We start from the raw sequence: 13,719 nt of genomic DNA, 5'->3' as shown, positions 1-13,719 counted from the left end.
TCCGGCGCGGCGATGAACGAACTGGCCCCGGAACGAAAACTGAAAAGATTGGAACTGGTCATCACGCGCCGGCTGGACGGCCTGCTGCACGGCTCGCACCTCGGGCTGCTGCCCGGTCTCGGCAGCGAGCCGGCCGGCAGCCGCGAGTACCGGCCGGGCGAGGACCAGGTGCGCCGGATGGACTGGTCGGTGACCGCCCGCACCACCGTGCCGCACGTCCGCACCGACGACGCCGACCGGGAGTTGTCCACCTGGGTGCTGGTGGACGCGACCGCGAGCATGGACTTCGGCACCGCCGAGTTCGAGAAGCGGGAACTGGCCACGGCCGCGGCGGCCGCGGTCGGCTTCCTCACCACCGGGACCGGCAATCGCCTCGGCGCGCACCTGCTCACCTCGGACGGGATCCGGCGCTTCCCGGCGCGCGGCGGGCGCACCCACCTGCTGGGCGTGCTGCGGACGCTGCTGGCCGTGCCCCGGCAGTCGGCCGAGCCGCCGGCCACCTCGCTGGCCGGCGCGATCGACGGGGTGAGCCGGTCGGAGCCCCGGCGCGGGCTGGCCGTCGTGGTCTCGGACTTCCTGGACGGGCTCGACCAGGACGGCCTCGGACCCGCCGAACCGGCCTGGGAGCAGCCGCTGCGCCGGCTCGTGGCCCGGCACCAGGTGCTGGCCGTGCAGGTCGGCGACCCGCGCGAGCAGGAACTGCCGGATGTCGGGCTGCTCGCCCTGATCGACCCGGAGACCGGCCGGCGCCGCGAGGTGCACACCGCCAGCCGCAAGCTGCGCGAGCGCTACGCCGCCGCGGCCCGGCAGCAGCAGACGACCATTGCCGCGGCGATCCGGCGGGCCGGCGCCGGGCACCTGACGCTGCGCACCGACCGCGACTGGGTCGCCGACATCGTCCGGCACGTCCACGCGCAACGCCGTTTGGGACAGGCCACACACAAGCCGATGAACGCAGGAGGCACTGGATGAGCTGGCTTTCCCCGGAACGCCTCTGGCTGCTGGCCGCGGTCGCCGCGCTGGCCGTGGGCTACGTGCTCGCCCAGCGCCGGCGCAGCCGCTACGCCGTCCGCTTCACCAATCTCAAGCTGCTGGACCGGGTCGCGCCGAAGCGGCCGGGCTGGCGCCGGCACGTGCCGGCCGGGCTCTTCCTGGCCATGCTCGGCCTGCTGGTGGTCGGGTTCGCCCGGCCGCAGGCCGAGGTGCAGGTGCCCCGGGAACGCGCCACCGTGCTGGTCGCGGTCGACGTGTCCCGCTCGATGCTGGCCGACGACGTGGGCCCGGACCGGCTCACCGCGGCCAAGGCGGCGGCCCGCGAGTTCGTGGCCGGGCTGCCCGAGCAGTTCAACGTGGGCCTGGTCGGGTTCGCCGGATCGGCCTCGGTGTTCGTGCCGCCGGTGACCGACCGGGCCGCGGTGGACGCCGGCATCGACCGGCTCGTCGAGGGCGCGGCCGGCCAGGCCGGCACGGCCATCGGGGACGCCATCGCCACGTCGCTCGATTCGATTCGTACGCTTGACGCGCAGGCCGGCGGCGACGTGCCGCCCGCCCGGGTGGTGGTGCTCTCGGACGGCGCCAACACCTCCGGCCAGGACCCGGTCCAGGCCGCGCGGCTGGCCACCGACCTGGGCGTGCCGGTCGACGCGATCTCGTTCGGCACCGCGGCCGGGATCATCCAGGGTGGCCAGCCGGTGCCGGTCGACGGCCAGACCCTGCGGTCCGTCGCGGATGCCACCGGCGGCAACTACTTCGAGGCCGGGAACACCGACGAACTGCGGGCCGCGTACGCGGACATCGGCAGTTCGGTCGGTTTTGAGACGGAGACCCAGGACGTCTCGGCCCGGTTCATCGGGATCGGCCTGCTGCTGGCGGTGCTGGCCGCGGTGGCGTCGCTGTTCTGGTTCGCGCGCCTGCCTTAGAGGGAGAAATCGTGATAATTCAAGGATTGGGCGGTACGCCGCGGGGGCCGGAGTTTGTGGCACCCGGCATCGAGCAGCGCACATCGGAAGAAGTCGGAAACATACCCCCGAAGCGGCGCCAATGGCCACTGCTCGCGGTCGCGGCCGGCATGGTGGTCGTCGGCGTCTCGGCCAGCACCGGGGGTGCTGCCGGATATGTCGCGGGACGGGCTGCGGAGCCGACGACAGAACCCGCGCCGGCGGGCCCGGCCGGCGACCTGGTAGGTGCCGCCGCCCGCGCCCTACCCGGCGTCGTCTCGGTGCAGGTCCGCTCCGGCCAGGGCGCCGCCTCCGGCTCGGGCTTCGTGTTCGACGACCGCGGCCACATCGTCACCAACCACCACGTGATAGCGGGCGGATCCGGCGGCGCCGTCAGCATCGTCGGCTCGGACGGCCGCCGCCTCAGCGCCCAGGTCATCGGCTCGGACCCGAGCAACGACATCGCCGTCCTGCGGGTCACCCCGTCCGCCGCGCTGCAACCACTGGGCCGCGCCGACCTGAGCACGGTGCAGGTCGGCGAGCCGGTGCTGGCCCTCGGGTCCCCGCTCGGCCTGTCCGGGACGGTGACCGCGGGCATCGTCAGCGCCGTCGACCGGCAGGTGCGGCTCGGCGGCGGCGCCCGGCAGTCCGCCGTGCAGACCGACGCCTCGATCAACCCCGGCAACTCGGGCGGCCCGCTGGTGAACGCGCGCGGCGAGGTGGTCGGCGTGAACACCGCGATCGCCTCGCTGGACGGCGGCGGCTCGATCGGGATCGGCTTCGCCGTACCCATCGACCGGGCCCAGCAGGTGGCCACCACCCTCATCGGCCGTGGATAGTCGACAGATGAGGCTGCTCGTGGTGGAGGACGAGGAAGACCTGGCCGAGGGCCTGCGGGTGGGGCTGGCGCGCACCGGGTACGCGGTGGACGTGGCCGGCGACGCGGCGCAGGCGCACGAACGGCTCAGCGTCAACGCGTACGACCTCATGCTCCTGGATGTGAATCTGCCGGACGGTGACGGGTTCACGCTGTGCCGATCGCTGCGCAACGGCGAACTGGACACCCCGGGCGACGTGCGCGTGCTCATGCTCACCGCCCGCGGCGGCCTCGACGACCGGGTGCGCGGCCTGGACGGCGGCGCCGACGACTACCTGGTCAAACCGTTCCACCTGGCCGAACTGCTGGCCCGGGTGCGGGCGCTGCTGCGCCGGGACACCGGCGGCGCCACCGCGACGCTGACCGTGGGGCTGATCGTGCTCGACACCGCCCGGCACACCGCCGCCCTCGGCGGGGTGCCGCTGACGCTGACGCCCAAGGAGTTCGGCGTCCTGGAATACCTGATGACCCGGCCCGGGCACGTGGTGTCCAGCGAGGAACTGCTCGAACACGTCTGGGACGCGAACGCCGACCCGTTCACCCAGACCGTCCGGGTCACCGTCGGCACGTTGCGCCGCAAGCTCGGCGAGGGCTCGATCGAGACGGTGATCGGGCGCGGCTACCGGCTGACCGAGGCGGCGCCGTGAGACTCCCCGAGCTGTTCCGGTCGATCCGCTTCCGGCTCACCGTCATCTATTCCACCCTGCTGTTCGCGCTGGCCGGCCTCACGCTCGCGGTCACCTACTTCGCGGTCGACCAGGCCACCTCGCCGCAGCCGATCACCGAGCGCACCGCGAAGGTCTACAACGACAACCGCCAGTTCGTCGGCACCATGACGGTGGCGGACGTCCGGCAGATCGAGGCTGCCGTCAACTTCAACACCCTCCAGGACCTTCGCACGTACGCTCTCATCGCCCTGCCCGCCCTCTTCCTGGCCAGCCTGGCGATCGGCTGGGTGCTGTCCGGCCGGGTGCTGCGGCCGGTCGGCGCCATCACCCGCACCGCGCGCGACATCCAGGCCACCGACCTGAGCCGCCGCATCCACCTGCGCGGGCCGCGCGACGAGTTGCGCGACCTGGCCGACACCATCGACAGCATGCTGGACCGGCTCAACCACGCGTTCAACGCCCAGCGCCAGCTGATCGACGACGCCTCGCACGAGCTGCGCAGCCCGCTGGCGATCATCCGGACCCATCTGGACGCCACCCTCAACTCGCCGGAGGCCACCGAGGACGAACGCCGCCGCGCCGTCGCCACCGTCGACCGGGCCACCACCCGGATGTCCCGGCTGGTCGAGGACCTGCTGGCCACCGCCCGCCGGGACGCCGACGCGCTGACCGACACCGACCTCGACCTGAGCGCGGTGGCCCGGGAGGCCGGCGAGGAGTCGTTCCTGCCGGACCGGCCGCTGCGCCTGACCTATGACACCGCAGATGCGCTGCGTCTGATCGGCGACGCGGATGCCTTGCGCCGGGCGGTGGGCAACCTTCTGTCCAACGCCGTACGGCTGGCGCCGACGAGCTCGACGGTCACCGTGTCCACGGGGCGTACCGGCTCCTGGTTGTGGCTGGCCGTCACCGATCAGGGGCCGGGCATCACGCCGGACGACCTGCCGCGGGTGTTCGACCGGTTCTGGCGCGGCCGCAACGGCAACGGCACCGCCCGGGAACGCCGCACCGGTCTGGGGCTGGCCATCGTCCGGCAGATCGTCGAGTCGCACCACGGCCAGGTGGCCGTCTTCTCGACGCTCGGCGAGGGCAGCACCTTCGTGCTGTGGCTGCCGGCCGTCGACCGCCGCGACGACCGGCCGCCGCCGTCGATCAACCCGGTGCGCTGAGGCGCAAAATCCAATGTTTCGATTCGCCGTACGCGGGAACGCGGGGGCATTTTGCCGGTGCGCCACGAACGCGGGGAGATCGAAATGGCGATCGTGTTGGAAACCACGGACAGGGACGACGTCCGCCGGTTCCTCCGTGACTCCTGCGGAGCCTTCCTGCTGCGGGTGTCCGGCGACAGCCGGGAGCCCGTCCGGGTCAGCCGGTGCGACCTGGGTCCGATCCAGCTGCTCCGGATCGCCGGCCGGCTGGGCCTGGAGGTGGGCGGGCCGCTGAGCGCGTACGCGGTGGCGCTGGTGAACGACGGCGAGGTGATCTGCCGGAGCGGCCCGCAGGACTGCCGGCACCGGGCCGGCGAGGTCTTCCTGGCCGGCCAGCCCGGACAGCAGTACCGGGCCGTCCTGCACCGTCCCGACCTGCGGCTGGCGTTGCTCGACCCGGAGCTGGTCGGTGAGATCGTCGGCCGCCCTCCGCGCCCGCTGCGCTTCACCGGCGGGCGGCCGGTGTCCGCCGAGGCCGCGGCCTCGTGGCGGACCACCTACGACTACGTGCACGCTGCCCTGGTCGACCAGCCGGGCGCTGCCGGCGACCCGATGGTGGCCGACTCGCTGGCCCGGATGCTCGCGGCGGTCGCCCTGACCACCTTCCCGCACAACGGTGTCCGGCCGCCGCCGCCCGACGACCGGCGGCCGGTCACGCTGCACGAGGCGGTGGACTTCATCGACACCAACGCGCACCGCGACATCGACCTCGGCGCGATCGCCGGCGCCGCGCACGTCACGGTCCGCGCCCTGCAGCTGTCCTTCCGCCGCCATCTCGACACCACCCCGATGACCCACCTGCGCCGGGTTCGCCTCGCCCACGCGCACCGCGAGCTGCTCGGTGCCGACCCGGCCACCGGCTCGGTGAGCGAGGTGGCGGCCCGCTGGGGATTCAGCAGCCACAGTCGCTTCACCGCGATGTATCACGCCACGTACGGCTGCTCGCCGTCGGCGACACTGGGCAGTCGATGATCTGGGCAGTCGATGATCTGGGCAGTCGATGATCTGGGCAGTCGATGATCAGCCGTCGTGCGGGTCGCGGGTGGTGTGCGGCAGGCCGACCAGGCCGAGCACATGATGGGCAGTGCTGCCGGCGGACGCGTACAGCTGCAACGGGTAGTGCCGGTCGCTGCCGCGCGGCCCGCTGCGGTACAGCTCGGCGACGGCGGCGCTGGACAGGTGGGTGACCGCGGTAAGGTCGACGATCAACTCGTGGGTGCCACCCAGGGTGCGCCGGTCGAGCTCAACACCCAGTTCCTCGACGTTGCTCGCGTCGAGCGGCCCGTGGATCGCGATCCGGTTGCTGGGCGCGTTCGGCTGGTCGAGGACGAGCATCAGGCTCGCCGCCTCGTCCGGTGCGCCGCGGACGCCGACGCTGATCTCGTCTCCGGTGAGCAGCCGGGCCGGCCGGGACAGCCGGCGACGGACCGTGACCGTGGTGCCGGCCGCCCCGCGGTCGATGTCCAGGTGGTCGGTGAAGGCCGCGGCCATCGCCAGCCCCAGCCCGTGATCCGCGCCGGCCGGGTCGCCGGCCGGCCGGCTCGGCTCCCGCCATCGGCCGTCGTCCGCGACGCTGAGCTGGGCCTCGCCGTCGTCGCGCAGTTCGGCGGTGACCGTGACCGTGCCCGGGCCGGTGTCCGGCCGGCCGTGGGTGAGGGCGTTGGTGACCAGTTCGGTCACCGCGTGGGTGAGCGCGACCCGGTCCTCCTGGCGCGTCTCCTGCACGGTCAGCCACGCGTCCACGGCGGAGCGGGTGGCGCGGGCGGTCAGGGTGGTGCCGGGACCGCCCAGCCGCAGCGGCGGCGCCGGCGCCCGGCGTTGCGCGGCCAGCAGGGTGATGTCGTCGGTGTGCCCGGTCTGGCGCACCAGCAGTTCCAGCGTGTGCAGGCAGATCCGGTCGGCCGGGGTGAGGCCGGCGCTGTTGAAGATCCGCCCGGCGAACGCGTCCGCGGCGACCTGGGACAACTCGACCGTGGCCGCGGCCGGCTCGCGCCCGGGCCGCTCGATGATGCCGTCACTGTAGAGCAGCACCGCCTCGCCGGGCTGCAGCCGATCGGTCGCGGTGGTGTAGCCGGCGCCGGTGCCCAGCGGCCCGGACCCGGACACCGGCAGGAACCGGGTGCTGTCCGCGCCGACCAGCAGCGGCGGCGGGTGCCCGGCCGAACACCAGGTCAGCGTGCCGTCCGCAGGGTCCAGCACGACCACGCAGACCGTCGCGGCGTGCGCGGCCGGCACCCGGCGAGCCATCCGGTCCGCCGCCCGGATCGCGACCATCAGGTCGCCGGCCTCGTCGAGCCGGTCCTGCAGCACCGCGCGCAGCTGCCCCATCGCCGCGGACGCGGCCACGCCGTGCCCCACCACGTCGCCCACCGCCAGCGCGACCCGGCCGCCGGTCAGCGGGACCGCGTCGAACCAGTCGCCGCCCGCGGCGTCGTCCGCGTCGGCCAGCAGGTAGCTGCCCGCGATCCGCAGCGCGGGCAGCACCGGCAGTCCCTGCGGCAGCAACTGTCGCTGCAGAGCGGTGATCACATCGCGGGCGTGCGCGTAGCGCAGCTCGGCGTCCACGGCCCGGTCCTGCGCGGTCTGCCGGCGCTGGACCTCGCCGGTCACGTCGATGCCGATGCCGGTGATACCGACGATCGTGCCGCCGACGTCGCGGTAGGGCTCGATGACGAAGTCCAGGTAGAACTCCCGCCCGCCGCCGACCTGGACCCGCCACTCCCGCCCGGTCTGCGGCTCGCCGGTGGCGAAGACGCTCGCCATCACCGGGCTGAGCCGCTGCGCGGCGAGCCCCGCGAAGAGCTCGTCGAAGCTGCGCCCCAGCACCGTTTCGCTGCCGGCGAACGACCGGAAGGCCGCGTTGGCGGCGACCACCCGTAGCTCCGGGCCGTGGTAGCAGGCGACCATCACGCTCAACGCGTCGAACCGGTCCCGAACGATCCCGGTCTCACCCACCCGCGCGCCGGCGTCGTCGCCCCTCGCGTATCCCACCTTCCAGGCTTACCGCATTCGCCGCCGGTGCGCAGCGCGACGCGCACGACCGGCGGCCCGCGGGTCCGGCCTGTGGCGGTAGAGCGAGCAGTCCCGGCACACCTCGGGCGGATCGTTGCCGGCGAGCCGGCGCCGGAACTCGCGGTAGGGCTCCCATCACCATTCAGCACGGCTGGACGATGCCGGTGCCGGTCCACAGTGCCTGCCGGGCGGTGAACTGGCGGATGCCGTCGTACGCACCGGCCGGGTCGGTGTCGTCGAAGGTGCGCGACAGGTTCTGCACCCGCAATCCGTCCACGCCGAGGTCGCGCCTCGCCACGAACACCACCCTGATTCACGGCGTGGCGCTGCCGGCCGCCCGCTTCGCGCGACCAGGCCGGCCAGGTTGGCCAGCACCCGGTCGAGGGAGGCGCCCCGGATCGCCGCGTACACGCCGGGCGTCGCGCCGTCGATCGAGACGTGCAGCCAGTCCACGCCGGCGGCCACCAGTTCCTCGGCTCGGCGCCGGCTGAGCAGGGTGGCGTTGGCGTTGAAGCCGACCCGGATGCCGCGGCGCACCGCCAGGCCGGGCCCGCCTTCCCGCCCTTCGGTGCGGCAAACTGGCCGATCCCGATGGTTTGCACCAGTGTCGAGACGGGTAGGGCCCGTGGAGGCCCAGGTTGGCAGGGTGAATTCCGACCGGGACCCGACGACAGCGCAATACTGAAGCCGAAGGGATGCTCCTGCCGATGCCGGACGACCGTGGGTCAGCTGTTGCGGAGCCGCTCGAGGATCTCGACGCGGTCGCGGCAGTCTATGCGGATCGGTATTTCAGCGCCCCGGACGGTGATCGCGCCGCCCTGCGTGATGCATTCGTCGGTGCGTGCCTGCCGATGGCCGGCCGGCTCGCCCGTCGCTTCCGCGGACGCGGCGAGCCGTTGGACGACCTGGAACAGGTGGCACGCCTCGGATTGATCAAGGCGATCGTCCGCTTCGAGCCCGACCGGGGGTCGTTCACCGCGTACGCCGTGGTCACCATCCGCGGCGAGATCAAGCGCCACTTCCGGGACCGTGCCTGGGCGATGCACGTGCCGCGGCACGTCAAGGACCTGCATCTGGCGGTCCGCCGGACGACCGAGGAGCTCACCGCCGAGCGGCCGCACACGCCGACCATCACCGAGATCGCCGAGCGGCTCGGGGTGAACGAGGACGAGGTGGCCGACGCCATGGTCTCCGGCGGCGGTTACTCACCGATGTCGCTGAACTCCCCGGTCAACGGCAGCGAGCAGACGATCGAGCTCGGCGACCTGCTCGGCGGCACCGACCCGGCGCTCGAACTGGTGGACGACCGGGTCACCGTGGCCGGCCTGCTGCAGCGGCTACCGGCCCGGGAACGGCAGATGCTGGCCATGCGGTTCCAGGGCAACCAGAGCCAGTCGGAGATCGCCGCCACGTTCGGCATCTCCCAGATGCAGGTCTCCCGGCTGTTGGCCCGCGCACTGGCCTGGCTCCGCGAGGCGATGCTGAGCGACGAGGTGCCGCGCTGGACCGGCGCGAGCGCCGCGCACGAATTGGCCGGCCTGGACATCACCAGCCGCGGCACAAACGGCGTGCTGACCCTCCGCTGCCGTGGCGAGATCGACCGCGACTCGGCGCGCCGGCTGCGGGCCGCCCTGCGGCAGGCCGTCGCGGCCCGGCCGCAGCAGCTCACCGTCGACCTGTCGGGGGTCGCCCTGGTGGACGCGGCCGGCGTCGCCGTCCTGCACGACGGCGTTACGGCCGCCGAGCGGGCCGGAGTACGCATGCGGCTCGCCGGCGTCCAGCCGTACGTCCGTCACATCCTCGACGTGTCCGGGCTCGGCACCTCGTTCTAAACGGAGAGGGACGCCCAGACGACCTTGCCGCCCTCGGTCGGCATCCAGCCCCAGCTGTGCGCGCTAGCCTCCACCAGCAGCAAGCCCCGGCCCCGGCCGGCGGCCGGTCCGGGCGCGATGACCGGCGGGGCCTGGGATCCGTCCTGCACGGCGACCGTCAGATAGCGGGGCCGGAGCGCCAGCCGCAGCGTCGCCATCGTGTTGGCGTGGTCGGACACGTTGCTGACCAACTCGTCGGCGATCAGGCTGGCCGGCGCGATCAGGTGTGGAAGCTCCCAGCGCAGGCACGCCTCGGTGGCCACGTTGCGCGCCTGCCGGACCGCCCCGGTCATCGGCAGCAGCTCGTCGGACAGTGAGGGCAGGCTGCGCCGGAAGGACCCCACGTCGGCCGCGGCCGCTTCGACGTCGGGGAACACCGCCAGCCGGCGGTACGGCGCCTCGGCCAACATCGTCCGGGTGGGTGCGGTCGGCCCGCACAGCACCACCGGCGTGCCGGGCCACCGGGCCGCCTGGCGGGCCACGACGGCAAAAACCGTGAGCGCCAGCGGCTGGCTGACGGTCAGGCCGGCGATATCGACGAAGACCGCGTCGGGCTGCTCGGCGAGGCACTTGAACAGGCGCAACCGCAGGCGTCCGACGTCGGCGAGCTCCAGCTGGCCGCTCAGGGCCACGTGCAGACCGGCATCGTGGTCCGAAACCACATACCTGATCGCCATGTCCGGTGCCCGCCTCTCTGACGCCGCCGATTCCCCGTTTCGGGCCAGCTCAAACGCGCTCCGGCCGGCCGATCGACTCGGTGGCTTCCATGGCAATGATGGCACCCTCGTCGGCGGCCCCTCCACCGTCCCGGCCACCGAGTGGGGCGCACGACACCCGCACCAGCACGGCCCGGCCGCGCCGGTTGACCGCGTCCACGTCGGCCTCACCCGCCTCGCCGGTCAGCGCGGAGCGCAGCAGCGGGCGCAGTTTCTCGAACGGCAGCCCGATGTCGAGGTTGAGCAGGTGCTGGCCGACCGCCTCCTCGGAGCGCAGCCCCCAGAGATCCTCGGCGCGCCGGTTCCACATCCGGATCCGCAGGTCATGGTCGACGACGGCGACGCCGGCCTGGAGGCTGGTGAGTACCGCCTCGAGGAAGGAGTTAGCCTCGTCCAGCTGGTTGGTGCTGACCCGGAGCTGGTCGTTGATGCTCTGCAGCTCGTCGTTGGTCGACTGGAGCTCCTCGTTCATCGTCTCCAGTTCCTCGTTGGTCGACTGCAGCTCCTCGTTGGTGGTCTCCAGCTCCTCGACGGTCGACTGCAGTTCCTCGTTCGTGGTCTCCAGCTCCTCGTTGGTCGACTGGAGCTCCTCGTAGGCCGCCTCGAGCTGCTGGTTGGCGTGCTCGAGGTCGTCCTGGAGCCGGCGCGCGGCGCTGACGTCGTGGAAGATGACGTTGACACCCAGCAGGCTGCCGTCGGCGGCGGTCAGCGGGCTGAGCTGGACCTCGATGTGGATGAGGTCGCCGCCGCTGCGGCTCCACTCGACGTCGGAGATCCGGACCGTACGGCGTTCGACCTGGGCCTGTTCGATGTGCCGGCGCAGTTCGACCGGCCGGTAGGACAGGTCGAGGTCGCGGAACGGGCGGCCGATGTCCCGGGAGGACACGCCGAAGACCTTCTCCAGCTGCCGGTTCGTGATCGCGACCAGGCCGTCCGAGGTGAGCACCAGCTGGGCCAGCGGGTTGGCCGCGAACGCCTCGCTGCGTAGCTGGTCGAGGTGGGTCACCGGGGCGACGACCAGCGACGGCGGACCGGCCGGCAACCCGCCGGGCGGCGGGGTGGGCCGCATCGCCCGGCGGAACACCCGGCGCTTGAGGTCCATGGGCGCGAACAGGTTGCTGTGGCTGAGCAGCATCTCGGCCTTGCCGAGGAACAGCACACCGCCCTCGTTGAGGGCGAAGTGGAACCGGTTGAGGATCTTGGCCTGCGTCTCGGCGTTGAAGTACATCAGCGTGTTGCGGCAGGTCAGCAGGTCGATCCGGGAGATCGGCGCATCCTGCACCAGGTCGTTGCGGCCGAAGATCACCGAACGGCGCAGGTCCTTGCGGAACGTGAACCGGCCGCCGGCCGCCTCGAAGTAGCGCTCCTGGAGCTCGGGCGGCACCGCCTGCATCTCCCGGTCACCGTAGGTCGCCTGGCGCGCCTCGTTGAGCTGCTCCTCGTCCACGTCGGTCGCGTAGATCTTGACCCGGTCCCGGAACACGTCCGGCCCGAGGACCTCGGCCATGGCCATCGCCAGCGTGTACGCCTCCTCGCCGGAGGCGCAGCCGGCGCACCAGATCCGGATCACCGACTCGGCCGGCTTGGCCGCCACCAGCGGGCCCAGCACCTCGGCGCGCAGGTAGTCCCAGGCGTCGGTGTCGCGGAAGAACGCGGTCACGTTGATCAGGATGGTGTTGAACAGCGCCGTGAACTCATCCGGGTGCACCTGGAGGAAGTCCAGGTAGTCCGCATAGTCCGACACGTCGATCTGGCTCATCCGGCGGTTGACCCGGCGCATGAGGCTCGATCGCTTGTAGCCGGTGAAGTCGAAGCCGCGCGCCTCCTTGAGATAGGTGAGCAGCGCTTCGAAGTGGGGGTCGGTCGGTTGCATGAGGCCTTCCGGTCGCGTCACTGGCCGGTGACGTTAGCGCAGCTCGGATGCCGCGGCAGCGGACTCGCCCGGATCGTTCGGCGGTACCGCCGAACCCAGCTGGGCGATCAGCCGCCGGATCGCCTCGCCGGCCGTCTCGGCGTCGGCGGCCATTTCCCGGAACCGGGCACCGCTGGACCGGTGTTGCGGGCCCTGGGTCGCGGCCATCCGCCGGCTGAGCGCCGATTTTTCCTCGAGGGCCCGCAGCGCCATCCACAGCGCGCCCTCCAACGCGATCGCCTGCTCGTCGAGCAGGCTCTCCGGCGACCAGGCGTGCCCCACCCGGCAGCGGTACCGCGGCACCGGGTCGTCGGTGACCTGGAACAACGCGCCGCCGCAGGACGGACAGCCGTAGCCGGCCGGCGGCACCGCCAGCTCGTCGGACGTGAGCGGACCCAGCTCGGACATGCTCACCTCGGCATCGAGCAGGGCGTCCTCATCAGTGGTGGGAACGTGGTCGGGCAGTTCCATGGCGGTGATCCCGGCGATCAGGCCGCCGAGCTTGGCGGCAGGTTCGACATGGTCGGAACGGACCTGGGCCAGTGCGGCCCGCGGCATCCACGGATAGAGCGCATCCGCCGGATCCTGGACCAGTGCGGCGCCCCCGCGCCGGACGATGCTGGTCAGCCCGGCCGCGCCGTCGTCGCGCGAGCCGGACAGCACCACCCCGATCGCCCGCGGGCCGAACGCCCGGGCCACCGAGCGGAACAGCGGGTCGATGGCCGGCCGGTGGCCGTTCTCGGCCGGTCCGCGGGTCAGCCGGACGTGTCCGTCCAGCACCAGCAGGTGGTGGTCGTTGGGCGCGACGTAGATCCGGCCGGGCAGCAGGCGTTCACCGTCGACGGCGGACGTGGCCGGCAGCGGACCGCTGCGGGACAGGATGGCCGGCAGGGCACTCGGGGCGTCCCGGGGCACATGCAGCACCACGAGCACCGCGCCCGGATAGTCGGCGGGCAGCCCGCCGACGAGCGCCCGGAGTGCTTCGACGCCACCGGCCGACGCCCCGACCGCGACCACGTCCCGATGCTGGGCCATGCCGCGAGCCTACTCGCACCTGGGGTCTCAGGCTTCCAGGCCGAGCTGGAGAAGTATCCGGTCACCCGGGCGTTCTCCGCGCTCCGGAAGGCGCCGGGCTCGCCGGCCGCCAGTGTGGCCGACACGCAGCCGGGCCATCGCGCCGTCCAGTTCGGAACGCCCGGCCTCCGGGCCGGGCGGCGGGGACGTCACCGACGCTGCCGGCGCCTCAGCGTGACCACCAGGGCACCGGCGAGGGCGCCGGCGAGCGCGCCCAGAAAGCCGGTGCCGATCATCGAGTCGTTGGCCTCGTAGCCATCGGACGCGACCCACGCCCACACGACGCCGCCCACGGCGCCGATCAGCGCGCCGAGGAGGACCGCCACCGCAGCCATCATCTCGATCACCTCCGTCGCGACGACAGGACTCCGATCCCGGACCATTGGCCTCCATGGTCGCAAAGATCCGGGGTGGGCGCGGCACCGTGCCGAGCCCACCCCGTGC

At 72.7% G+C, this 13,719-nt stretch carries 13 protein-coding genes and 1 pseudogene; 7 read left to right on the top strand and 7 right to left on the bottom strand.

Going from position 1 to position 13,719, the window contains the following annotated elements; all coding sequences use genetic code 11:
• Positions 1-12 precede the first annotated feature (12 nt).
• The 6 genes from Ari01nite_RS24535 to Ari01nite_RS24510 all read left to right on the top strand — a co-directional run bounded on the left by Ari01nite_RS24535 (position 13) and on the right by Ari01nite_RS24510 (position 5,662).
• On the top strand, positions 13-972 hold the full coding sequence (locus tag Ari01nite_RS24535; protein ID WP_203784792.1) for a DUF58 domain-containing protein: 960 nt from the start codon (positions 13-15) through the stop codon (positions 970-972).
• Positions 969-1,919, top strand: a complete 951-nt coding sequence (locus Ari01nite_RS24530; RefSeq protein WP_203784422.1) for a VWA domain-containing protein — start codon at positions 969-971, stop codon at positions 1,917-1,919. The genes Ari01nite_RS24535 and Ari01nite_RS24530 overlap by 4 nt, the downstream gene beginning before the upstream one ends.
• A gap of 11 nt (positions 1,920-1,930) precedes the next feature.
• Positions 1,931-2,776 (top strand): S1C family serine protease, encoded by an 846-nt coding sequence (locus Ari01nite_RS24525; RefSeq protein ID WP_438872224.1) that lies wholly within the window; start codon positions 1,931-1,933, stop codon positions 2,774-2,776.
• 7 nt (positions 2,777-2,783) lie between these two features.
• Complete coding sequence (locus Ari01nite_RS24520) at positions 2,784-3,461, top strand: response regulator transcription factor (RefSeq protein ID WP_203784420.1); 678 nt, start codon at positions 2,784-2,786, stop codon at positions 3,459-3,461.
• Positions 3,458-4,651 carry a sensor histidine kinase gene (locus Ari01nite_RS24515; RefSeq protein WP_203784418.1) on the top strand — a complete coding sequence of 398 codons (1,194 nt, stop codon included), beginning with the start codon at positions 3,458-3,460 and terminating at the stop codon, positions 4,649-4,651. The genes Ari01nite_RS24520 and Ari01nite_RS24515 overlap by 4 nt, the downstream gene beginning before the upstream one ends.
• An 84-nt stretch (positions 4,652-4,735) precedes the next feature.
• Positions 4,736-5,662: an AraC family transcriptional regulator gene (locus Ari01nite_RS24510; RefSeq protein WP_203784416.1), complete on the top strand. Its 927-nt coding sequence runs from the start codon at positions 4,736-4,738 to the stop codon at positions 5,660-5,662.
• A 48-nt stretch (positions 5,663-5,710) separates the two neighbouring features.
• On the opposite strand, the gene Ari01nite_RS24505 is transcribed toward Ari01nite_RS24510, so the two are convergent.
• The 3 genes and pseudogenes from Ari01nite_RS24505 to Ari01nite_RS50005 all read right to left on the bottom strand — a co-directional run.
• Positions 5,711-7,681, bottom strand: coding sequence for a SpoIIE family protein phosphatase (locus Ari01nite_RS24505; RefSeq protein ID WP_239162991.1), 1,971 nt, complete (start codon positions 7,679-7,681; stop codon positions 5,711-5,713).
• 163 nt (positions 7,682-7,844) lie between these two features.
• Positions 7,845-8,000, bottom strand: a complete 156-nt coding sequence (locus tag Ari01nite_RS50010) for a hypothetical protein (RefSeq protein WP_239163036.1) — start codon at positions 7,998-8,000, stop codon at positions 7,845-7,847.
• A gap of 71 nt (positions 8,001-8,071) precedes the next feature.
• A pseudogene (locus Ari01nite_RS50005) lies at positions 8,072-8,239 on the bottom strand (radical SAM protein); the annotation flags it as partial.
• Between the two features lie 170 nt (positions 8,240-8,409).
• Between Ari01nite_RS50005 and Ari01nite_RS24495 the strand changes: the two are divergent.
• Positions 8,410-9,534, top strand: coding sequence for a SigB/SigF/SigG family RNA polymerase sigma factor (locus Ari01nite_RS24495; RefSeq protein ID WP_239162990.1), 1,125 nt, complete (start codon positions 8,410-8,412; stop codon positions 9,532-9,534).
• Here Ari01nite_RS24495 and Ari01nite_RS24490 read toward each other — a convergent pair.
• The 4 genes from Ari01nite_RS24490 to Ari01nite_RS24475 form a co-directional block, all read right to left on the bottom strand.
• Positions 9,531-10,250, bottom strand: coding sequence for an ATP-binding protein (locus Ari01nite_RS24490; RefSeq protein ID WP_203784412.1), 720 nt, complete (start codon positions 10,248-10,250; stop codon positions 9,531-9,533). The two genes, Ari01nite_RS24495 and Ari01nite_RS24490, sit on opposite strands and share 4 nt — an antisense overlap.
• A 49-nt stretch (positions 10,251-10,299) precedes the next feature.
• Positions 10,300-12,162, bottom strand: coding sequence for a CheR family methyltransferase (locus Ari01nite_RS24485; protein WP_203784410.1), 1,863 nt, complete (start codon positions 12,160-12,162; stop codon positions 10,300-10,302).
• Between the two features lie 33 nt (positions 12,163-12,195).
• The gene (locus Ari01nite_RS24480; protein ID WP_203784408.1) at positions 12,196-13,236 is read right to left on the bottom strand and encodes a chemotaxis protein CheB; all 1,041 of its coding nucleotides are present in this window, start codon (positions 13,234-13,236) and stop codon (positions 12,196-12,198) included.
• Between the two features lie 188 nt (positions 13,237-13,424).
• Entirely contained in the window at positions 13,425-13,613 is a 189-nt protein-coding gene (locus Ari01nite_RS24475; RefSeq protein ID WP_203784407.1) for a hypothetical protein, read from the bottom strand.
• Between the last annotated feature and the right edge of the window lie 106 nt (positions 13,614-13,719).

The sequence above is a fragment of the Paractinoplanes rishiriensis genome, from assembly GCF_016862375.1.
GTDB classification, from domain to species: Bacteria; Actinomycetota; Actinomycetes; order Mycobacteriales; family Micromonosporaceae; genus Actinoplanes; species Actinoplanes rishiriensis.
This window is presented reverse-complemented; position numbering and strand designations above follow the sequence as displayed.

Coding starts and splice junctions, on each gene's coding strand:
- Ari01nite_RS24535 (WP_203784792.1), top strand. CDS start 13: ATGAACGAACTGGCCCCGGAACGAAAACTGAAAAGATTGGAACTGGTC.
- Ari01nite_RS24530 (WP_203784422.1), top strand. CDS start 969: ATGAGCTGGCTTTCCCCGGAACGCCTCTGGCTGCTGGCCGCGGTCGCC.
- Ari01nite_RS24520 (WP_203784420.1), top strand. CDS start 2,784: ATGAGGCTGCTCGTGGTGGAGGACGAGGAAGACCTGGCCGAGGGCCTG.
- Ari01nite_RS24510 (WP_203784416.1), top strand. CDS start 4,736: ATGGCGATCGTGTTGGAAACCACGGACAGGGACGACGTCCGCCGGTTC.
- Ari01nite_RS24495 (WP_239162990.1), top strand. CDS start 8,410: ATGCCGGACGACCGTGGGTCAGCTGTTGCGGAGCCGCTCGAGGATCTC.
- Ari01nite_RS24490 (WP_203784412.1), bottom strand. CDS start 10,250: ATGGCGATCAGGTATGTGGTTTCGGACCACGATGCCGGTCTGCACGTG.
- Ari01nite_RS24485 (WP_203784410.1), bottom strand. CDS start 12,162: ATGCAACCGACCGACCCCCACTTCGAAGCGCTGCTCACCTATCTCAAG.
- Ari01nite_RS24480 (WP_203784408.1), bottom strand. CDS start 13,236: ATGGCCCAGCATCGGGACGTGGTCGCGGTCGGGGCGTCGGCCGGTGGC.
- Ari01nite_RS24475 (WP_203784407.1), bottom strand. CDS start 13,613: ATGATGGCTGCGGTGGCGGTCCTCCTCGGCGCGCTGATCGGCGCCGTG.